This is a genomic window from Bradyrhizobium canariense, from assembly GCF_019402665.1.
GTDB lineage: Bacteria > Pseudomonadota > Alphaproteobacteria > Rhizobiales > Xanthobacteraceae > Bradyrhizobium > Bradyrhizobium canariense.
In genome coordinates this window covers 121,716-142,493 of the sequence record NZ_VSST01000034.1, presented here as the reverse complement: position 1 = coordinate 142,493, position 20,778 = coordinate 121,716, and the positions used below count along the sequence as shown (strand labels likewise).

Annotated in this window: 16 protein-coding genes; 13 read left to right on the top strand and 3 right to left on the bottom strand. The window is 64.0% G+C overall.

The features are described 5' to 3' along the window. Positions 1-36: 36 nt before the first annotated feature. Positions 37-711, top strand: a complete 675-nt coding sequence (locus FXB41_RS18380) for an NAD(P)-dependent oxidoreductase (protein ID WP_219682735.1) — start codon at positions 37-39, stop codon at positions 709-711. A 24-nt stretch (positions 712-735) separates the two neighbouring features. Here FXB41_RS18380 and FXB41_RS18375 read toward each other — a convergent pair whose 3' ends face one another. After that, positions 736-2,472 carry a bifunctional protein-serine/threonine kinase/phosphatase gene (locus FXB41_RS18375; RefSeq protein ID WP_219682734.1) on the bottom strand — a complete coding sequence of 579 codons (1,737 nt, stop codon included), beginning with the start codon at positions 2,470-2,472 and terminating at the stop codon, positions 736-738. Between the two features lie 61 nt (positions 2,473-2,533). Further along, positions 2,534-3,373 carry a formate/nitrite transporter family protein gene (locus FXB41_RS18370; protein WP_007593957.1) on the bottom strand — a complete coding sequence of 280 codons (840 nt, stop codon included), beginning with the start codon at positions 3,371-3,373 and terminating at the stop codon, positions 2,534-2,536. Positions 3,374-4,042: 669 nt separating this feature from the next. Between FXB41_RS18370 and FXB41_RS18365 the strand changes: the two genes are divergently transcribed. From FXB41_RS18365 to FXB41_RS18315, 11 genes are all read left to right on the top strand, one after another. Continuing rightward, complete coding sequence (locus FXB41_RS18365; protein WP_007593955.1) at positions 4,043-5,362, top strand: CmpA/NrtA family ABC transporter substrate-binding protein; 1,320 nt, start codon at positions 4,043-4,045, stop codon at positions 5,360-5,362. A 60-nt stretch (positions 5,363-5,422) separates the two neighbouring features. Next, a complete protein-coding gene (gene ntrB, locus FXB41_RS18360) occupies positions 5,423-6,319 on the top strand; it encodes a nitrate ABC transporter permease (protein WP_219682733.1) in 897 nt (298 codons plus the stop codon). Positions 6,320-6,330: 11 nt separating this feature from the next. Beyond that, positions 6,331-7,125, top strand: a complete 795-nt coding sequence (locus FXB41_RS18355; RefSeq protein ID WP_007593952.1) for an ABC transporter ATP-binding protein — start codon at positions 6,331-6,333, stop codon at positions 7,123-7,125. A 337-nt stretch (positions 7,126-7,462) separates the two neighbouring features. Continuing rightward, on the top strand, positions 7,463-8,854 hold the full coding sequence (locus FXB41_RS18350; protein WP_219682732.1) for an MFS transporter: 1,392 nt from the start codon (positions 7,463-7,465) through the stop codon (positions 8,852-8,854). A 119-nt stretch (positions 8,855-8,973) separates the two neighbouring features. Next, the gene (locus tag FXB41_RS18345; protein ID WP_219682731.1) at positions 8,974-9,402 is read left to right on the top strand and encodes a globin family protein; all 429 of its coding nucleotides are present in this window, start codon (positions 8,974-8,976) and stop codon (positions 9,400-9,402) included. Between the two features lie 10 nt (positions 9,403-9,412). Beyond that, the gene (locus FXB41_RS18340) at positions 9,413-10,630 is read left to right on the top strand and encodes an NAD(P)/FAD-dependent oxidoreductase (protein WP_219682730.1); all 1,218 of its coding nucleotides are present in this window, start codon (positions 9,413-9,415) and stop codon (positions 10,628-10,630) included. Between the two features lie 15 nt (positions 10,631-10,645). Beyond that, on the top strand, positions 10,646-13,351 hold the full coding sequence (locus FXB41_RS18335) for a nitrate reductase (RefSeq protein ID WP_219682729.1): 2,706 nt from the start codon (positions 10,646-10,648) through the stop codon (positions 13,349-13,351). A gap of 225 nt (positions 13,352-13,576) precedes the next feature. Further along, a complete protein-coding gene (locus tag FXB41_RS18330) occupies positions 13,577-14,479 on the top strand; it encodes an SMP-30/gluconolactonase/LRE family protein (RefSeq protein WP_219682787.1) in 903 nt (300 codons plus the stop codon). Positions 14,480-14,524: 45 nt separating this feature from the next. Next, the gene (locus FXB41_RS18325; RefSeq protein ID WP_219682728.1) at positions 14,525-15,364 is read left to right on the top strand and encodes an aldo/keto reductase; all 840 of its coding nucleotides are present in this window, start codon (positions 14,525-14,527) and stop codon (positions 15,362-15,364) included. Between the two features lie 186 nt (positions 15,365-15,550). Then, positions 15,551-16,492, top strand: a complete 942-nt coding sequence (locus FXB41_RS18320) for a DMT family transporter (RefSeq protein ID WP_219682786.1) — start codon at positions 15,551-15,553, stop codon at positions 16,490-16,492. Between the two features lie 59 nt (positions 16,493-16,551). Further along, positions 16,552-17,631, top strand: a complete 1,080-nt coding sequence (locus FXB41_RS18315; RefSeq protein ID WP_007593937.1) for a zinc-binding dehydrogenase — start codon at positions 16,552-16,554, stop codon at positions 17,629-17,631. Between the two features lie 4 nt (positions 17,632-17,635). Here the strand turns inward: FXB41_RS18315 and FXB41_RS18310 are convergent, their stop codons facing one another. Next, a complete protein-coding gene (locus FXB41_RS18310; RefSeq protein ID WP_007593935.1) occupies positions 17,636-18,097 on the bottom strand; it encodes an Lrp/AsnC family transcriptional regulator in 462 nt (153 codons plus the stop codon). Positions 18,098-18,229: 132 nt separating this feature from the next. Between FXB41_RS18310 and FXB41_RS18305 the strand changes: the two genes are divergently transcribed. Further along, positions 18,230-20,593 (top strand): thiamine pyrophosphate-binding protein, encoded by a 2,364-nt coding sequence (locus FXB41_RS18305; RefSeq protein WP_219682727.1) that lies wholly within the window; start codon positions 18,230-18,232, stop codon positions 20,591-20,593. Positions 20,594-20,778 lie beyond the last annotated feature (185 nt).

Genomic DNA, 20,778 nt, shown 5'->3' with positions numbered 1-20,778 from the left:
GGGCACGTCCCCATCACGACAACGAGGACTCCTATCATGACCTCTTCAATCGCCACTGTTCCGGTGAATCCGGAAGGCGCAACGAAGATATTGGTGCTTGGAGCGACCGGTGCCACCGGTCGCCTGATCGTCAACCAGGCGGCGGCGCGGGGCTACGACGTCACCGTGCTGGTGCGCTCCGCCGGCAAGGCAAGTGACATCACGGGGGCGAAGCTCATCGTCGGAGATGCCCGCGATGAAACAGCCCTGCGCGAAGCCCTCAAAGGCCGTGAGGCCGTAGTCAGCGCGCTGGGTACACCGGTAAGCCTGTTCCGCGAGGTGACGCTGCTCTCGACCGCGACGCGCGCGCTCGTGAGCGCGATGAAGGCCGAGCAGGTCTCGCGGCTGGTTTGCATCACGGGAATGGGCGCCGGCGACAGTGCCGGGCACGCCGGCTTTGTCGCCGACAATGTGATTTTTCCGCTTCTCCTGAAGAAGGTGTACGCCGACAAGAACCGGCAGGAAGCGATCGTCAGAGACAGCGGGCTGGACTGGATTTTGGTTCGCCCCTCGATTCTCAATAACAAGCCCGGCCGCGGCTCGGTCCGGGCGCTGACGGATCTTTCGGGCTTCCATGGTGGCAGCATCGCGCGCGAGGACGTTGCGACATTCGTGCTGGATCAAGTGCGCGCCGATACCTGGCTGCATCGGTCTCCGCTGATCACGTGGTGATGCTTTGCGTGGCTACACCCCTGATCAGCGCGCGTGCAACATCGCAAGCAGGACCACGACGACGCAGGCGAGCGCCGCCGTGGTCAATTTCCAGAACATCAGCGGGCTGCGCTCCAAAAGCGGCGTGATCCGCGTGTCGAGATAGGCCGGATTGGGCGTGCGAAGCTCGAACACGAATTCGGACAGATCCTCGTGCCGCTTGTAGGGATCCGGATGCAGCGCACGTCGGAGCGCGCCGTCGACCCACGCGGGCACGTTGCTGTCGTCGTCGGCCGGGCGATATTTGAGCCTCCGCACGTCCGCCTTGCGCCGGAGCCTGGCGATTTGGGTGCCGTAGGGAAGCTTTCCCGTCAGCATCTGGTAGCAGATCACGGCGAGTGAAAACATGTCGGAGCGCGGCGAGCCGCCTTGCCCGAGAAAATATTCCGGCGCCGTGTACTGGACCGTTCCGAGAATTTCGTCGGTCTCGTCCTGCGCCGCTGCCTCGGCGACGCCTGCCACCTTCACCGATCCGAAGTCGATGATCTTCGCGGTGCCGGTCTTGTCGATCAGGATGTTGTCGGGCCGGAGGTCCTGATGCAGCATCTCCATGCGGTGGAAGGCGCGCAGGCCCGCGGCGATCTGCTCGACCAGTCCGCGGACGGTTTCGAGATCGGGGCGCGGATTGTCTGTCATCCATTGCCGCAAGGTCTGACCTTCGACGAATTCGGTCGCGACATAGAGATAGCCACGCCGTTTCGACTGCGACAACGGCTTCAGCACATGCGGGCTGTCGATCCGGCGCGCGATCCACTCTTCCATCAGGAAGCGCTTCAGGTAGGCGGCATTGTCGCGCAGATCGATCGACGGAAGCTTCAGCGCGACCGGCTCCTCGGTCACCGCGTCGACAGCAAGGTAAATATGGCTGCGGCTGCTGGCGTGGATTTCGCGGACGATCCTGTAGCCGTCGAAGATCGCCCGCGGCTCCGGCAGCGGGGGAAGCGGCAGCTGGGAGGTCTGGTTGAAGATGCCGGCCGGCTCGCGCTGCGGCACTGCATCGATGCGGAGGATCTGGACCGTGATGTTGTCGTCGCTTCCGCGCCGGTAGGCTTCCTCGACGATCGCCTTCGCCGCTCCGTCGAGCTCGGCTGCATGCTCGCTGAGCGCGTTCGTGATGAAACGCGCGTCGACGAATTCATAGGCGCCGTCGGTCGCCAGCAGGAAGGTGTCGCCAGTCTCGATCTCGAAACTCTGGTAGTCGATTTCGAGTTGCGGATTGATGCCGAGCGCACGGCCGAGATAGGTCTGCTCCGAGGACACAATGATCCGGTGATCGTCGGTCAGCTGCTCGAGCGCCTTGCCCGCCACGCGGTAGACGCGACAGTCGCCGACGTGGAAGATGTGCGCGGTGGTCGCCTTGATGACCATGGCGCTCAGCGTGCAGACATAACCCTTGTCGCGGTCATAGGCATATTGGCTCTTGCGCGTCTGCGCGTGCAGCCAGGAATTGGTCGCATCCAGCACGCGGCGGGCGGAGGTCTTCACCGTCCAGGATTCCGACGTGCAGTAATAGTCCATCAGGAAGCTCTTGACCGCCGACTCGCTGGCGATCTGGCTCACCGTGCTGCTGGAGATGCCGTCGGCGAGGACGGCCGCAATGCCCTTCAGGCTGAGCATCGGCTCGTCCGGGACGAGGACGCCGTGAAAATCCTGGTTGATGGGCTTGCGACCCTTGTCGGAATGCTGGCCGACCGAGATCTGAAGTCCGCGGGTCATCGTCATCACCGGCAAAGGGGAGCCTCACCCTGATCGGGCGAGGCTCTCCTGTCGAGACGTTGTTTGCTCAGGCCGCGACGCGGGGCGACGAGGCCTTGCCCGCCTGGCGCTTCGGCTGGGTCAAGACGTGCGTGGCGTAGAGGGTCATGCCGGTGAAGGCGAGGCCGCCGACGAGATTGCCGAGCACGGTCGGGATCTCGTTCCAGATCAGATAGTCCATGATCGAGAATTTCGCGTGCAGCATCAGGCCGGAGGGGAACAGGAACATGTTCACGACGGAATGCTCGAACACCATGTAGAAGAACACCAGGATCGGCATCCACATCGCGATGACCTTGCCGGGGACCGAGGTGGAGATCATGGCGCCGACGACGCCGGTCGAGACCATCCAGTTGCAGAGCATTCCGCGGATGAACAGCGTCGCCATGCCGGCCGCGCCGTGCGCGGCGTAGCCGAGCGTGCGGCCTTCGCCGATATTGCCGATCGCCGTGCCGACCTTGTCCGGATCCTGCGTGAAGCCGAAAGTCGTGACGAAGGCCATCATGAAGGCCACCGTCAGGGCGCCTGCGAAATTGCCGACGAAGACGAGGCCCCAGTTCCGCAGCACGCCGCCGAAGGTGACGCCCGGGCGCTTGTCGATCAGGGCGAGCGGGGAGAGCACAAACACACCGGTCAGGAGGTCGAAGCCCAGCAGATAGAGCATGACGAAGCCGACCGGGAACAGCAGCGCGCCGATCAGCGGCTGCCCCGTGTTCACGTTGATCGTGACGGCGAACCATGCCGCGAGCGCCAGGATAGCGCCGGCCATGTAGGCCCGGATGATGGTATCCCGGGTGGACATGAAGACTTTGGACTCGCCCGCATCCACCATCTTGGTGACGAATTCCGAAGGCGCGAGATACGACATCAATGGTTCCTTTGCTGCCTGGTGAGATCGACACACTCTGCGTGAGCGCGACTGAACATCATTGGCCGTGCGGGCTGGTTGCCGCGCGTAAGCCGGAGAGATTTGGAAGCTCTGGGAATCGCGTCACGAGGATGAAGCCGGGAGGGCCGCGAAGCAGGTGAGCTTCCGTGCTGCAGCCGCCTGAGGCTGCAGCATTGCGGTCGAGCCGCAGTCTTCGTTGACGCGAACTCAAATGCAAATTGCGTGCCGTGCGCATGGCCTATAGGAACCCAGCGATATCAAGGAGATACGACTTTTCCTGACCCGGCTTTTGCGGGCCGAGTGGCCTGTTGCTTAAGCGGCTGCACAAGACTTGTGCGCCGCACAAATGTTGGGCAGGTCGCAAATTTCACGAGCGGAGCAGACCTGCGACAGACTGGCGCGGCGTACATAAGCTATTGATATCGATTTGTTTTCGGCTGCCTCACGCTTGGCATGAAGCTTGAATAGTTCCACGCCGACGCCATTGAAGCCGTCCCGCGAGACTTCTCATCCGAATTGCCGACGCCACCAGACGGGGGTCTCCCCGTCGCGCGTTCGCATGCGCTGCTTCAGGCGTCGCCGGACGGACGGGCTGCTCGTGTGCACTGACACAATCATTCTGCAACGACGCAAAGGACGATACCGCCTATGACCAAGCGCACCCGCCGGCCGTCGGACACTGGCCTCAGCCGCCGTCAATTGTTGAAGGCCGCCGGCTCGACCGCCGCACTCCTGGCCGCCGTGAAGCTGAATTTCCCAGCGGGCGCTTTCGCGCAGGACGCCGGTCCGGAGGTCAAGGGCGCAAAGCTTGGCTTCATCGCGCTGAGCGATGCCGGTCCCTTGTTCGTCGCCAAGGACAAGGGCCTGTTCGCCAAATACGGCATGCCCGACACCGACGTGCAGAAGCAGGCCTCCTGGGGCACCACGCGGGACAATCTCGTGCTCGGCTCGGAAGGCAACGGCATCGACGGTGCACATATCCTGACCCCGATGCCGTATCTGATCTCGGCCGGCAAGGTGACGCAGAACAACCAGCCGACGCCGATGTACATCCTGGCGCGGCTCAATCTCGACAGCCAGTGCATCTCCGTCGCCAGTGAATATGCCGACCTGAAGCTCGGCGTCGATGCGTCCACCTTCAAGGCGGCCCTGGAGAAGAAGAAGGCTTCCGGCAAGCCCGTGAAGGCGGCGATGACCTTCCCCGGCGGCACGCACGACCTCTGGCTCCGCTATTGGCTTGCCGCCGGCGGCATCGATCCGGACAAGGACATCGAGACCATCGTGGTGCCGCCTGCGCAGATGGTGGCCAACATGAAGGTCGGCACGATGGACTGCTTCTGCGTCGGCGAGCCCTGGAATCTGCAGCTGATCCACCAGAACATCGGCTATACCGCGATCACGACCGGCGAGCTCTGGAACAAGCACCCGGAAAAATCCTTCGGCATGCGCGCCGCCTTCGTCGATAAATACCCGAAGGCCGCGAAGGCGCTGCTGATGGCGGTGATGGAAGCGCAGCAGTGGTCGGACAAGGCCGAGAACAAGGCCGAGCTTGCCGCCATCATGGGGAAGCGGCAGTGGATGAACTGCCCTGTCGAAGACGTACTCGACCGCACCGCCGGCAAGTTCGACTACGGCCTTCCGGGAAAGGTGGTCGAGAATTCGCCGCACATCATGAAGTATTGGCGCGACTTCGCCTCCTATCCGTTCCAGAGCCACGACCTCTGGTTCCTCACCGAGGACATTCGCTGGGGCAAATACGAGGCGAATTTCGACACCAAGGCGCTGATTGCCAAGGTCAACCGCGAAGACATGTGGCGCGACGCGGCCAAGACGCTCGGCATCGCAAGCGCAGAGATCCCGACCTCCACCTCGCGCGGCAAGGAGACCTTCTTCGACGGCAAGGTGTTCGATCCGGAAAATCCGGCTGCCTATCTGAAGTCGCTCGCGATCAAGCGCGTCGAAGTCTGATGGAGCCAGCGGCCGCCTCCGGGCGGCCGCATCGCCTTTTGCAGCCGGAGAAATATTGCGATGAACATGCCCGCCACCAAGATCGAGGTTGAGACCGCGAAGCCCGCGAGCGCTGCCGCGCCGGTCGTCGCGATGACACCGAAGCGGCCGCCGCGTTCGGAGACTTACGCGCGGATGGCGCGGGAGACCGCCGTGCGCATCATCCCGCCGCTGGTCGTGATCGCGCTCTTGCTTCTGGTGTGGGAGCTGGTCTGCCGCCGCGCCGGCTCGGCACTGCCGCCGCCGTCGAAGGTGTTCAAGGACACGAAGGAGCTGATCCTCGATCCGTTCTTCGATCACGGCGGCATCGATAAGGGGCTGTTCTGGCACCTCTCCGCTAGCCTCCAACGCGTCGCCTTCGGCTATTCGCTCTCGGCGATTGCCGGCATCGCGCTCGGCGTGCTGGTCGGGCAATCGGTCTGGGCGATGCGTGGGCTCGATCCGCTGTTCCAGGTCTTGCGCACGATCCCGCCGCTGGCCTGGCTGCCGCTGTCGCTCGCCGCGTTCCGCGACGGCCAGCCCTCGGCGATCTTCGTCATCTTCATCACCTCGATCTGGCCGATCATCATCAACACTGCGGTCGGCATCCGCAACATCCCGCAGGATTATCGCAACGTCGCCGCGGTGGTGCAGCTTAACCCGCTCGAATTCTTCGCCAAGATCATGATTCCGGCCGCCGCGCCCTACATCTTCACGGGGCTTCGCATCGGCATCGGTTTGTCCTGGCTCGCGATCGTCGCCGCGGAAATGCTGATCGGCGGCGTCGGCATCGGCTTCTTCATCTGGGATGCCTGGAATTCCTCACATATCAGCGAGATCATCCTGGCGCTGTTCTATGTCGGCATCATCGGCTTCGTGCTCGACCGCCTGATCGCGGGCGCCGGCAAGATTGTCACCCGCGGCACCGCGCTGAACTGAAGGGGAAGCACATGACCGCTTATCTGAAGCTCGACCACATCGACAAGATTTTTACCCGCGGCGCGGCCTCCACCGAGGTGCTGAAGGATATCAATCTCACCATCGAGAAGGGCGAATACGTCTCGATCATCGGCCATTCCGGTTGCGGCAAGTCGACCCTGCTCAACATCATCGCAGGCCTGACCAACGCCACCACCGGCGGCGTGCTGCTCGAAAACCGCGAGGTGAACTCGCCGGGGCCGGATCGCGCGGTGGTGTTCCAGAACCACAGCCTGTTGCCGTGGCTGACCGTGTACGAGAACGTCCGGCTCGGCGTCGACAAGGTCTTCGCCAAGACCAAGAAGCGCGCCGAACGCGACGCCTGGGTCATGCACAATCTCAACCTCGTGCAGATGGCCCATGCCAAGGACAAACGGCCCTCGGAAATCTCCGGCGGCATGAAGCAGCGCGTCGGCATTGCCCGCGCGCTGGCCATGGAGCCGAAAGTGTTGCTGCTCGACGAGCCTTTCGGCGCACTCGACGCACTGACCCGCGCGCATTTGCAGGATTCGGTGATGGCGCTGCATCAGAAGCTCGGCAACACCATTTTGATGATCACCCACGACGTCGACGAGGCGGTGCTGCTGTCCGATCGCATCGTCATGATGACGAACGGGCCGAGCGCGCGCATCGGCGAGGTGCTGGAGGTGCCGCTGGCGCGCCCGCGCAAGCGGCTCGAGCTCGCGACCAACACCACTTACCTGAAGTGCCGGCAGCGCGTGCTCGAATTCCTCTATGAGCGTCATCGCTTCGTCGAGGCCGCGTAAACCCGTCACCAACAGGTGCTGACGCAACGCCTAATTTTGAATCATCAAGCTCAATCCTTGTGCGCCGCACAGGGATTGAGCGAATCGCAAAATTTGCGTGCGAAATAGTCCTGCAAAAATTCGGAGCACTCCGAACAAGCTCCTGAATTTCCTGCGTTTCCGGAATGCGCGCGGTTGGCACGGAAATTGAAACACCAACCGCGACGCCAACGACGACGTCCTCAACATCATCAATCAGCATCGTAACTCGCCACCGGGGTGAAGCCTCGGAGCGCGCCTCCGTGGCCGGAGGCTGAGCCTGCAACGACGCAGCGGTGAGCCTGGAAGGGATTTTGCAATGACGAAGAGTCCGACTGGTAATCAGACTTGGATTTCAGACTGGCGCCCCGAAGATGAGGCGTTCTGGAATGCGACTGGCAAGACTATCGCGCGACGCAACCTGATCTGGTCGATCGTGGCCGAACATATCGGATTTTCGGTCTGGCTGATCTGGAGCATCGTCACCACCAAATTGCCGCAGGCGGGCTTCCACTACACCACCGACCAGCTGTTCCAGCTCGTCGCGGTGCCCGGACTGATCGGCGCGTTGATGCGCTTTCCCTACACCTTCGCGGTGACGACGTTCGGCGGCCGCAACTGGACCATCTTCAGTGCGGCGATCCTGTTCATTCCGACGCTCTCGCTGGCCTATTTCGTCGGCCAGCCCGACACGCCGTTCTGGCTGATGCTGCTGATTGCCTCGACCGCCGGTCTCGGCGGCGGCAATTTTGCCTCCAGCATGACCAACATTTCGTTCTTCTTCCCCGACCGGATGAAGGGCTGGGCGCTGGGACTGAATGCAGCCGGCGGCAATATCGGCGTCTCCAGCGTGCAGCTGCTGACTCCGATCCTGATGACGCTCGCCGTCATCAACCTGTTCCAGGCAACGCCAGTCGATGGTGTCTTTCTTCAGAACGCCGGCCTGATGTGGGTGCTGCCGATCGCGATCGCGGTCTTCGGTGCGGTGTTCTTCATGAACAACCTGACCACGGCCAAGTCGTCGATCAAGAACCAGCTCGCCGTGGTCAAGCGCAAGCATACCTGGATCATGGCGTACCTCTATATCGGCACGTTCGGCTCCTTCATCGGCTACTCGGCTGCATTTCCGCTGTTGATCAAGACCCAGTTCCCGCAAGTCACAATTGCGATCGCGTTCCTGGGACCGCTGGTCGGTTCGTTGTCGCGGCCGCTCGGCGGCTGGCTTGCCGACAGGATCGGCGGCTCGGTGATCACGTTCTGGAATTTCATCGTGATGGCAGGCGCCACGATCGGCGTGCTCTATTTCGTCGGGCACAAGGATTTCATCGGCTTCCTGTCGATGTTCCTGGTCCTGTTCGTGACGACGGGAATCGGTAACGGTTCGACCTACCGCATGATCCCCTCGATCTTCCGCGAGCAGAATTTGTTCAGGGTGCGCGGCAAGGGCGATGCGGAGCGCGCGGTCGCCTTGAAGACGGCGAGCATCGAGAGCGGTGCCGCGGTCGGCTTCATCGGCGCGGTCGGCGCAGTCGGCGGCTATCTGATCCCGACCGGATTCGGCAAGTCGATCGCGCTGACCGGCGGGCCGCAGCTCGCGCTCGCGATCTATCTCGGCTTCTACGCCTCCTGCCTCGCGCTGACCTGGTGGTTCTATCTGCGTCGCAGCCCGCAAGGTGAGGGCGCCTCAAGCCTTGCCGGCGCGCGAGTTTAACACTTGGTACGAATCTCGCTTCTCCCCGTACGCGGGGAGAAGCATTGCCCGACAGTTTGACAATGAACCTGGTTCGCAATGGCGCGCACCAAGGCAAACCCAACAGGCAGGAGAACATCATGACGCCAGAACAGATCACCCTCGTCCAGCAGAGCTTTGCCAAGGTCGCGCCGATTTCCGAGACCGCCGCGGTGCTGTTCTACGATCGCCTGTTCGAGGTCGCGCCGTCCGTGCGCGCGATGTTTCCCGAGGACATGACTGAGCAGCGTAAAAAGCTGATGGGCATGCTCGCCGCCGTCGTCGGCGGTCTGTCGAACCTGGATTCGATTCTTCCCGCGGCCTCCGCGCTTGCGAAGCGTCACGTCGGCTACGGCGCCAAGGCCGAGCACTACCCCGTGGTCGGTGCGACCTTGCTGTGGACCCTGGAGAAGGGGCTCGGCGAGGCCTGGACGCCCGAACTCGCTACCGCCTGGACTGACGCCTACGGCGTGTTGTCCGGCTACATGATTTCCGAGGCCGACGGCGCACAGTCGCAGGCCGCTGAATAGGAGATGCGTTGTGAGTGAACCGCTGGTCATCGTTGGTAACGGTATGGCGGCCGCGCGTCTGGTCGACGAGCTCGCCAAGACCTCGCTCGGCCGCTACGCGGTCGCTGTGATCGGCGAAGAGCCGCGGCTCGCTTACAACCGCGTTCTGCTCTCCTCGGTGCTGGCCGGCGAAACCGGCTCGCACGAGATCGAGCTCCGGCCTGCCGACTGGTGGCGCCATCGCGGCGTCACGGTGCGCTACGGCTATCGCGTCAGCGAGATCGACACCGGCCGACGCGAGCTCAAGATCGAAGGCGAAGAGAGTATGGAATACTCCAAGCTCGTGCTCGCCGTCGGCTCGACGCCGCTGCGGCTCAACGTGCCCGGCGCCGACCTTTCCGGCGTGCACACCTTTCGCGACACCCGCGACGTCGATCTGCTGCTGACGCTCGCTGCCGCCAGGAAGCGCGTCGTCGTGGTCGGCGGCGGTCTGCTCGGACTCGAAGCGGCTTACGGCCTCGCCAAGGCCGGAGCGCCCGTGACACTGCTGCATCTGATGGATCGGCTGATGGAGCGCCAGCTCGATGCGCCTGCTGCCGACCTGCTCAAGACGTTGGTCGAGCGCAAGGGCATTCGCATCCTGCTCAATGCATCCACAGCCCGCATCCATGGCGAGGGCCATGTCGAAGCGGTCGAGCTTGCCGACGGCAGCCGCATCGAGGCCGATGCCGTGATCTTCGCCGCCGGCATCAGGCCCAACATTGCGCTGGCAAAGGACGCCGGCATCGCAGTCAACCGCGGCATCGTCGTCAACGACGAGATGCAGACGGCGTCACCCGATATCTACGCGCTCGGCGAATGCGCCGAGCATCGCGGCACCTGCTACGGCCTCGTCGAGCCTGCCTATGAGCAGGCGCGCGTGCTGGCGCGGCATCTCTCCGGCCGTCCCGCGGCCTATCAAGGCAGCGTGGTCTCGACCAACCTGAAAGTGTCGGGCGTCAGCGTATTTTCCGCCGGCGACTTCATGGGCGGGGAGGGCAGCGAGAGCCTCGTGTTGTCAGACCGCAGGCGCGGCACCTACAAGAAGCTCGTCATCGCCGAGGGCCGGCTCACTGGCGCTCTGTTGATCGGCGATACCGTCGATGCGCTCTGGTATCTCGAACTGATCCGCAATCGCGAAAAGGTGGCGGCCATCCGCGCCGACATGATATTCGGCCGCGCGCTCGCGCGTCCCTCCAAAGCGGCTTGATAGAGGCGGCTTGATATGACGGCGATCGATCCCACGCTCCGCGCCACCAAGACGACCTGTCCGTATTGCGGCGTCGGCTGCGGCGTGCTGGCGACGCCAGACGGCAAGGGCGGCGCGGCGATCGCAGGCGATCCCGATCATCCTGCCAATTTCGGCCGGCTGTGCTCCAAGGGCTCGGCGCTCGGCGAGACCGTCGGGCTCGAAAGCCGGCTGCTCTATCCGATGATCCGCTGCAAGGGCGTGCTCGAACGCGTCGCCTGGAGCGATGCGCTCGATCACGTCGCCCACCGCATGAAGCACATCGTCGCGCGCGACGGCGCCGACGCGGTCGCATTCTATCTCTCGGGCCAACTGCTGACCGAGGACTATTACGTCGCCAACAAGCTGATGAAGGGCTTTGTCGGCACGGCCAACGTCGACACCAATTCGCGGCTCTGCATGTCGTCCTCGGTCGCCGGTCACCGCCGCGCCTTCGGCGCCGACACCGTACCCGGCTGCTACGAGGATCTCGACCAGGCCGATCTGCTGGTGTTCGTCGGCTCGAATGCCGCCTGGTGCCACCCCGTGCTGTTCCAGCGCATGTTGAAGAACCGTGGGGAGCGCGGCGCCCGCATGATCGTGATCGATCCGCGCCGCACCGACACCGCGACCGACGTCGATCTGTTCCTGGGTCTGAAGCCCGGCACCGACACGGCGCTGTTTTCCGGCCTGTTCGTTCACCTCGCCGACAATGGTGCGCTCGATCAGGACTACATCGCGCAAAACACGTCGGGCTTTGACGACGCTCTGGCGCGCGCCCGCAGCATTGCCGGCAGCGTCACCGCGACCGCACTGGCGACCGGCCTTTCCGAGCAGGACGTTGCCACCTTCTTCAAGATGTTCCGCGACACGCCCCGCGTCGTCACGCTGTACTCGCAAGGTGTCAACCAGTCGGCGCAGGGCACCGACAAGGTCAACGCGATCTTGAACTGCCATCTCGCAACGGGGCGCATCGGCAAGCCAGGTGCCTCGCCGTTTTCGCTCACCGGCCAGCCCAACGCGATGGGCGGCCGCGAGGTCGGCGGCCTCGCCAACCAGCTCGCCGCACACATGAACTTCACGCCGCCCGACATCGATCGCGTGCGGCGGTTCTGGAAGGCGCCGCGCATCGCCACTCATGAAGGGTTGAAGGCGGTGCAGCTGTTCGAAGCCATCAACCGCGGCGAGGTCAAGGCCCTGTGGGTGATGGGCACCAACCCCGCGGTCTCGCTGCCCGATGCCGACTTCGTGCGCGAGGCGCTGAAGAAGCTCGAGCTGTTCGTGGTCTCCGAGAACGTGCTCTCCAACGACACCGTCGAGGCCGGACCGCACGTGCTGCTGCCCGCGCTCGCCTGGGGCGAGAAGTCGGGCACCGTGACCAATTCCGAGCGCCGGATCTCGCGCCAGCGCTCGTTCCTGCCGGCGCCCGGCGAGGCGCGGCCGGACTGGTGGATCCTGAGCGAAACCGCAAAACGCCTCGGCTTCGGCGACAGTTTCAATTACAAATCCGCAGCCGACATCTTTCGCGAGCACGCCGCGCTCTCCGCGTTCGAGAACGACGGCAGCCGCGACTTCGACATCGGTGCGCTGACCACGCTGTCGGATGAAGCCTTCGATGCCTTGAAGCCCGTGCAGTGGCCCGCACGCGAAGGCGAGGCGCCCGGCGAGCGCTTCTTCGCGGCGGGCGGGTTCTTCACCAATGACGGCAAGGGCCGCTTCGTCGCGCCGGAGATGCCGGCGCTGCGTGGCGAGACCGGACCGTCGCGACCGCTGCGGCTCAACACCGGCCGCATCCGCGACCAGTGGCACACCATGACGCGCACGGGCCTCAGCCAGCGGCTCGGCGCGCATCTGCCCGAGCCGTTCGTCGAGATTCATCCCGATGACGCCAACAAATACAACGTCGTCCACGACGGCTATGCCCGCATCACTACCGACTACGGCCAGTGCACCCTCAAGGTCGTCGTCAGCGACCGGCAGCAGCGCGGCACGCTATTCGCGCCGATCCACTGGAGTGCGATGAACGCCTCGCACGGTCGCGTGGGGGCGCTGGTCGCACCGTTCACCGATCCGTTCTCGGGACAGCCGGAGTCCAAGGCGACACCGGCCGCGATCTCGCCCTATGAATACGTCTTCCGCGGCTTTGCGTTGTCGCGCAAGCAGCTGGAGCTGCCGCCGAACCTGATGTGGACCCGCGTCACTGTTGCCGGCGGCTTCGGCTATCTCTTCGCCGACAATGCGGATCTGTCGCGCTGGCCGGCCTGGCTCGAAGGCGTTGCCGGCGAGGACGTCGCCGACTATCGCGACTTCGGCGGCGGCATTTATCGCGCAGCGTCGTTTGCGGGCGACCGCATCGAAACCTGCCTGTTCGTCGGCCCCGCGCATGACGCCGGCGACTGGGAGGTGGTGAAGAGCCTGTTCGTGGCCGACAATGTCACCGACGAGCAGCGGCGCATGCTGCTGTCCGGCAAGTCGAGCGAGGGCGCGGCTTCGACCGGCCCCGTCGTCTGCGCCTGCTTCGGCGTCGGCCGCGGCACCATCTGCGACACCATCGCCGCAGGCGCGCGCACAGCGGCCGAGATCGGCACAAAGCTCAAGGCCGGCACCAATTGCGGCTCCTGCATTCCTGAACTGAAGCGCCTGATCGCGACGACCGAGGTGGCTCCAGTGAAGCAGGCGAAGGTCGCGGGCGCCGCGGGGTAGGGGCGCTTTCTCGGTCGTCGCCGAATACTCCGCCGTCATCGCCCGGCTTGACCGGGCGATCCAGTACGCCGGTGATCAAGCGGAGAGGCCACGGCGTACTGGATTCCCCGCCTTCGCGGGGAATGACAGCGAGGGCGGGGCGCTATGCCTCGGCCCAATCGACGTCCCCGCGATTGTGCCCTATGGTGCCGCGCTCTCCCATCAACAACGACAAAAACAACAATGATGTACCTGGAAACGCCGCCGCGCCTGATCGAAACCAGGCTCTTTTCCGCCATGCCCGACAAATTCCGCCGCAAAGGCGAGCGGACGGATTGGGCCGATGCCAACCGGCCGGGTGTGCCGACGGACTCCTTCATCGAAGGGCCATCGTTCGACAGGGATGGCAATCTCTACATCGTCGACATTCCGTTCGGCCGGATCTTCCGCATTGCGCCCGACGGCGAGTGGTCGTTGGCGATTGAATATGAAGGCTGGCCGAACGGGCTGAAAATCGCGGCCGACGGCCGCATCCTGGTCGCCGACTACAGGCACGGCATCATGGAGTTCGACGCCAACGCGGGGCGCGTGGCGCCGGTGCTGACCTCGCGCAATTCGGAATCCTTCCGCGGCTGCAACGACCTGCATCTCGCGTCCAACGGCGATATCTATTTCACCGACCAGGGGCAGACCGGCCTGCATGACCCCAGCGGCCGTGTCTATCGCCTGACGCCAGGCGGCCGCCTGGATTGCCTTGTTAACACCGGCATCAGTCCGAATGGTCTGGTGCTGGATCCAACCGAGACCGTGCTGTTCGTCGCGATGACGCGCGACAACGCGGTGTGGCGGCTGCCGTTCATGAAGGACGGCAGCGTGTCGAAGGTCGGTCGCTTCTGCTCGCTGTTCGGTACCAGTGGCCCCGATGGCTTGACCATGGATGCCAAGGGCCGTCTGTTCGTCGGCCACGCATCGCTCGGCCATGTCTTCGTGTTCGCGCCCAACGGCGAATTGATCGCGCGGGTGAAGTCGTGTGCCGGGCCGAACTGCACCAATGTCGCGATTGGTGGCGCGAACAAAGATCAGCTCTACATCACGGAATCTGCGACCGGTAGCGTACTGGTCGCTGACATCGGCGGATTGAACTCTTGAGCTCGATGGCGGTTGCCTGAGCGAACGAGTGGTATCGGAGCAAATATGAACACGAACCCCTTCGGCAAAACCGGCGCCAGCGTCTCTGTCATCGGGCAGGGCACCTGGTATCTCGACCACGGCGATCGCAAGCGCGCGATCGCGGCGCTTCAGCGCGGGCTCGATCTCGGCATGACCCACATCGACACTGCCGAGATGTATGGCGACGCCGAGCTCGTCATTGCCGATGCGATCGCGGGGCGACGCGACGAGGTGTTCCTCGTGTCAAAGGTGCTGCCGAGCAACGCCTCGCGCCGCGGAACCATCACCGCCTGTGAGCGCTCGCTGAAGCGGCTGAAGACGGATCGGCTCGACTGCTATCTGCTGCATTGGCGCGGCTCGTATCCGCTGGAGGACACTGTGGCCGCGTTCGAGGAACTGGTGAAGGCCGGCAAGATCAAATCCTGGGGTGTCTCCAATTTCGATGCCGATGATCTCGACGAGATGCTCGACGCTGCCGGCGAAGGCCGCATCGCCTGCAATCAGGTGCTCTATCATCTGAGGGAACGCGCGATCGAGCACGCGGTGATCCCGTGGTGCGAACAGCATGGTGTCGCCGTGGTCGCCTATTCGCCGTTCGGCCACGACGATTTCCCTGCGAGCAACAGCAAGGGCGGTGCAGTGCTGGCGCGCATCGCGGAGGCGCGTCGCGCAACGCCGCGCCAGATCGCGCTGAGCTTCCTCACCCGTGCGACTACGGTGTTCGCCATCCCGAAGGCGTCGTTCGCGGAACACGCCGGCGAAAATGCCGCGGCCGGCGATCTCGTGCTGACGAAAGACGAGATCGCGGCGCTCGATGCGGCGTTTCCGCGCGGTCCGAAGCCGCGCGGCCTGCCCATGCTGTAGTGCACAAACGCCCATTGTTAATGGAGTCTTGACGCGCGCGGACGTGAGCGCATATCGGCATCCTGTTTTCGGAAGTTGTGAAAGCGGCGCAATTATCGTTTTTTACGATCATTCCCGATTCGCATCTCCTAGGTTCCAGCCGTGACCCCGCCGCCCGCCGCAGCCGCAAGGCTCGACAGTATTCCCATGCCCATGCCGGAAAAGAAGCCGCAGGCGCGCCGCGCGCCGGCGCGCGTCGATCATCCCTTCAAGGGCATCGCGCTGGTGCTGCTGTCGACGATCTTTCTCGGCTGCTCCGATGTCACCGCGAAATATCTGTCGTCGAGCCTGCCGTCGATCGAGATCACCTGGATCCGCTTCGTAACGTTCGCGCTGATGTTCACGCCGGTAATGCTGCCGGGCTCGCCGCTTCATGCCATGCGCACCGAGCGCCTCGGCCTGCAGCTGATGCGCGGCGCGGCATTGCTCGGCTCTTCGCTGTTCTTCATCACCGGCCTGAGCTTCCTGCCGATCGCGGAAGCGTCCGCGACCGGGTTCGTCTCGCCACTGTTCGTCACCGCGCTCTCGATCGTGTTCCTGAGCGAGAAGGTGGGCATGCGCCGCTGGATCGCCACCGCGATCGGCTTGACGGGCGTGATGATCATCCTGCGCCCGGGCTCCAGCGCGTTTCACGCCGCCGCGTTCTTCCCGATCGTCTCGGCGTTCTGCTGGGCTGCGGCGCTGATCCTGACGCGCATGATGAGCGGGCGCGAAGCCGTCCTCACCACCATGGCCTATTCGGCGCTGACGGGCGTTGCGATCCTCTCCCTGATGGTACCATTCGTCTGGGTCACGCCGACCTGGACCGCGATCGGGCTTGGCATCGTGATCGGCGTCGCCTCCACCGTCGGCCAGTGGATCATCGTCCTGGCCTATCGCTACGGCGATGCCTCGGTGCTGGCGCCGTTCTCCTACACTCAGTTGCTCTGGGTCAGCATTCTCGGCTTCTTCCTGTTCGGCGAAGTGCCTGATGTCTGGACCGTCACCGGTGCAGCCTTCATCGTCGCCAGCGGCCTCTACATCGCCCATCGGGAGCGCATCCGTCGCGCCCAGCTCCTGATCATGGAAGAGCGTTCCCCGAACCCCTGACGCAAGTTCACGCGTCCGCTTCGTGCTATCAATGGCTCCAACAAGCCGGGAGGAGCCCAATGCGCGCTGCGATTTTCAGGAACGGTGAGATTGTCGTCGATCGGATGGCGGAGCCAAAGCCCGGCCCCGGCCAGGTGCTGGTCAAGACGCTCGCCTGCGGCATCTGCGGCTCTGACCTGCACGCGCGCCAGCACGCCCATCGCATGGTGGAGATGGCGCGAAAGAGCGGCCGCAAGCCGATGGACCTCGCCCGCGACGTCGTGTTCGGCCATGAGTTCTGCTGCGAGATCGTCGATTTCGGCCCGGGCACTGTGCGCAAGCTCAAGCCGGGCACGCGCGTGTGCTCGCTGCCGGCCCTCGTGACGCCGCAGGGCATCGAGGGCATCGGCTATTCCAACGAAAATATTGGCGGCTATGCCGAGGCGATGCTACTGAGCGAAGCGCTGCTGCTCGAGGTACCCAACGGTCTCGCGCCGGAGCATGCCGCGCTCACCGAACCGCTCGCGGTCGGTGTTCACGCCGTCGCCAAGGCCAATATCCGAGGCGGCGAAGTGCCGCTCGTGATCGGCTGCGGCCCGGTCGGGCTCGCGGTGATTGCGGCGCTGAAGCTCAAGGGCCTGCATCCGATCGTCGCGGCCGACTATTCGCCGGCGCGGCGCGCGCTTGCGGCAAAACTCGGCGCCGATATCGTCGTGGATCCAAGGGTGTCGCAGCCCTATGCGATCTGGGCCGAGCATGCGCAAATGTCGGACGCGGAAAAGGCGGCGCGCCCGCCGTTCCAGGCGATGCTGCCCGCGCTGAAGCCCGCGATCATCTTCGAATGCGTCGGCGTGCCTGGTCTGTTGCAGCAGGTGTTCGAAGGCGCGCCGCGCGATGCCAGGATCGTCGTGGTCGGCGTCTGCATGGAGACCGACAGGAGCGAGCCCATGCTCGGCATCATGAAGGAGCTCAACGTTCAGTACGTGCTCGGCTACACGCCGGACGAATTCGCAGCTTCGCTGCGCCTGATCGCGGAAGGGAAGGTGGATGCGGCTGCGATGGTGACGGCCGAGATCGGCATCGATGGCGTCGCAAAGGCTTTCGCCGATCTCGCCAATCCTGAAGCGCACACCAAGATCATCGTGCAGCCGTGGCGATGATGCCTCACACCGGTAGCGCGATCGAATATTTCACCTGGCTGAGCGCGAAGCTCGACTCGATCGAGGCGATGCCGTCGAGCCGGGTCAGCTTGGTCTTGAGGAAGGTCTCGTAGGAGGCGAGGTCGGCTGCGACGACGCGCAAAAGATAGTCGCGGTTGCCGGTCATCAGGTAGCATTCCAGCACCTCGTCCCATTTCGAGATCGCGCGCGCGAAGCGGTTGAGGTCCTCCTCCTTCTGCCGCGCCAGCTTGATCGAGATGAAGACGCTGACATGCAGCCCCAGCGCCTTCTGGTCGACGGTCGCGATGTAGCGCGAGATGACGCCGCGTTCCTCGAGCAGTTTGACCCGGCGATGGCAGGGCGACACCGACAGCCCGACCTTATCGGCCAGCTCCTGCATGGTCAGCCGGCTGTCGTTCTGGAGGTAGCTGAGGATTTTTCGGTCAATGGCGTCGAGGGCGGGCATTGGGATGAACCTGTCGTTTTTACCGATCGATTGGTAAGATATCCCAATATGGGCTGGTACTGCGCGAAAAATTGAGAAGTTTGGCGCTTCCGGCAGGGGTATCATCGGCACCTGTTTTCCGGGAGCATTGCCATGCCCGTTGATATCGCCCGCCTCGACACATTGACCGCGCTCGCCCGCAAGGCGCTGTGGCTGTCGTCATGGACCATCCATCACGCCAACCACGTCCGCGCGAACGCGGACGGCCTCAAGGTTGGGGGACATCAGGCCTCGTCGGCCTCGCTCGCAACCATCATGTCGGCGCTGTATTTCCACGTGCTGAAGCCCGAAGATCGCGTCGCGGTGAAGCCGCATGCGAGCCCGGTGTTCCACGCCATCCAGTATCTGTTCGGCCGGCAGAGCCGCGAGAAGCTGGAGAATTTTCGTGGCTTCAAGGGCGCGCAGTCCTATCCCTCGCGCACCAAGGACGTCGACGACGTCGATTTCTCCACGGGCTCGGTCGGCCTCGGCGTCGCGCAGACGCTGTTCGCCTCGCTGGTGCAGGACTACGTCAAGGCACATGGCTGGATGAAGGATCGCCGCGAAGGGCGGATGATTGCGCTGGTCGGCGACGCCGAGATGGACGAGGGCAACATCTTCGAGGCGCTGGCGGAAGGCTGGAAGCACGGCCTGCGCAACACCTGGTGGGTGGTCGACTACAACAGGCAGTCGCTGGACGCCGTCGTCCGCGAAGGCCTCTGGGAAAAGTTCGAGACCGTATTCCGCAATTTCGGCTGGGACGTGGTGATCGTGAAATACGGCCGCCTGATGCGCGAGGCCTTTGCCGAAGCTGGCGGCGAGGCGTTGAAGCGCTGGATCGACAATTGCCCGAACGCGCTCTACGCCGCCTTGTGTTTTCAGGGCGGCGCGGCGTTCCGCAAACATCTTCACGATGAGATCGGCGATCAGGGCCCCATCACCAAACTGATCGACAAGCGCAGCGACGACGAATTGCTGGCGCTGATGTCGAACCTCGGCGGCCATGATATGGCGAGCATGCTGGATGCGTTCGAATCCATCGATCACGATCGCCCGGTCTGCTTTATCGCCTACACCATCAAGGGCGTCGGCCTGCCGTTCCAGGGCCACAAGGACAACCACGCCGGCCTGATGACAGTCGCGCAGATGGAGAAATATCGCGACAGCCAGAACATCCGGCCCGGACACGAATGGGACAGATACGAGGGTCTCGCGCAAAGTCCTGCCGAGTTCGACGCCTTCCTCGCGGGCGTGCCGTTCAACCAGGACGGCCGCCGGCTCACCGCGCCTGTGATCGAGGTGCCGTCGCAGCTCGCCTTCAAGCCGGCGCCGCAGATGTCGACCCAGCAAGGTTTTGGGCTGGTGCTGAACGAGATCGCGCGCGGCGACAGCGAGCTTGCCAGGCGCATCGTGACGACTTCGCCTGACGTCACCGTCTCGACCAATCTCGGTCCGTGGGTGAACCGGCGCGGCCTGTTTGCGCGCGGCGAGAAGGCGGACTTATTCCGCAGCGAGAAAATTCCATCCACCTTCAACTGGGACTTCTCGCCCAAGGGCCAGCATCTCGAACTCGGCATCGCCGAGATGAACCTGTTCATCATGCTCTCGGCGCTCGGCCTGTCGCACCAGATCAACGGCGAGCGGTTGCTGCCGGTCGGCACGCTCTACGATCCCTTCATCGAGCGCGGTCTCGATGCGCTGAACTATGCATGCTACCAGGATGCCCGCTTCATGGTGGCGGCAACGCCGTCGGGCATCACGCTGGCACCCGAAGGCGGCGCGCACCAGTCGATCGCAACGCCTTTGATCGGCATGGCGCAGGACGGCCTTTCCTCGTTCGAGCCGGCCTTCGTCGACGAACTCGCCGTGATCATGGGTTGGGGTTTCAACCACATGCAGCGCGATCCGGGCGAGGGCGGCTCGGTCTATTTGCGGCTGTCGACGCGCAGCATCGAGCAGGTGCAGCGGATCATGACACCGGAGCTTGCGCAGGGCATCACCGACGGCGCCTATTGGCTGCGCAAGCCGGGCCCCAATGCCGAAGCCGTCATCGCCTATACCGGCGCCGTTGCGCCGGAAGCGATCGAAGCGACCGGCTTCATCGGCGAGAGCCGGCGCGACATCGGCCTGCTCGCGATCACGTCCGCAGATCGTCTGCATGCGGGGTGGACCGCCGCACGGAAATTGCGCCGGGATCGGCGCGGCGTGCAGCATCTCAGCCACATCGAAAAACTGCTCGCGCCGCTGCCGCGCGACTGCGGCATCGTGACCGTGATCGACGGACATCCGGCGGCGCTCGGCTGGCTCGGCAGCGTCCGCGGCCATCGCGTCGAGGCACTCGGCGTCGAGCAGTTCGGCCAGACCGGCACCATCGCCGACCTCTACCGCCACTACGGCATCGACGCCAACGCCATCATCGATGCGGCCGAAAGCCTCACCACCGGCGCGCCGGTGTTGCATCGGAAGATGGCTGTGTAGTTCGTCATCCCGGCCTAGCGCGCAATGGGCACTAGGCCGGGATGACATCGTGAGTGAGGCGAGACCTTGCCACCCCTCCGCCATCGGCTCATATAACCTCCGTCCGCCGCAATGCTGGCCCCGCACATGGCGGGTTCAATTGCCGGCGCTTTCGTGCAAGGATGCCTGCCGAAACGCCCCCTCCA

Bases quoted from the DNA above. Each gene is read 5' to 3' on its own strand.
- FXB41_RS18370 (WP_007593957.1), bottom strand. From the start codon at position 3,373: ATGTCGTATCTCGCGCCTTCGGAATTCGTCACCAAGATGGTGGATGCG.
- ntrB (WP_219682733.1), top strand. From the start codon at position 5,423: ATGAACATGCCCGCCACCAAGATCGAGGTTGAGACCGCGAAGCCCGCG.
- FXB41_RS18350 (WP_219682732.1), top strand. From the start codon at position 7,463: ATGACGAAGAGTCCGACTGGTAATCAGACTTGGATTTCAGACTGGCGC.
- FXB41_RS18320 (WP_219682786.1), top strand. From the start codon at position 15,551: ATGCCCATGCCGGAAAAGAAGCCGCAGGCGCGCCGCGCGCCGGCGCGC.
- FXB41_RS18325 (WP_219682728.1), top strand. From the start codon at position 14,525: ATGAACACGAACCCCTTCGGCAAAACCGGCGCCAGCGTCTCTGTCATC.
- FXB41_RS18380 (WP_219682735.1), top strand. From the start codon at position 37: ATGACCTCTTCAATCGCCACTGTTCCGGTGAATCCGGAAGGCGCAACG.
- FXB41_RS18375 (WP_219682734.1), bottom strand. From the start codon at position 2,472: ATGACGATGACCCGCGGACTTCAGATCTCGGTCGGCCAGCATTCCGAC.
- FXB41_RS18355 (WP_007593952.1), top strand. From the start codon at position 6,331: ATGACCGCTTATCTGAAGCTCGACCACATCGACAAGATTTTTACCCGC.
- FXB41_RS18310 (WP_007593935.1), bottom strand. From the start codon at position 18,097: ATGCCCGCCCTCGACGCCATTGACCGAAAAATCCTCAGCTACCTCCAG.
- FXB41_RS18345 (WP_219682731.1), top strand. From the start codon at position 8,974: ATGACGCCAGAACAGATCACCCTCGTCCAGCAGAGCTTTGCCAAGGTC.
- FXB41_RS18330 (WP_219682787.1), top strand. From the start codon at position 13,577: ATGTACCTGGAAACGCCGCCGCGCCTGATCGAAACCAGGCTCTTTTCC.
- FXB41_RS18305 (WP_219682727.1), top strand. From the start codon at position 18,230: ATGCCCGTTGATATCGCCCGCCTCGACACATTGACCGCGCTCGCCCGC.
- FXB41_RS18315 (WP_007593937.1), top strand. From the start codon at position 16,552: ATGCGCGCTGCGATTTTCAGGAACGGTGAGATTGTCGTCGATCGGATG.
- FXB41_RS18335 (WP_219682729.1), top strand. From the start codon at position 10,646: ATGACGGCGATCGATCCCACGCTCCGCGCCACCAAGACGACCTGTCCG.
- FXB41_RS18365 (WP_007593955.1), top strand. From the start codon at position 4,043: ATGACCAAGCGCACCCGCCGGCCGTCGGACACTGGCCTCAGCCGCCGT.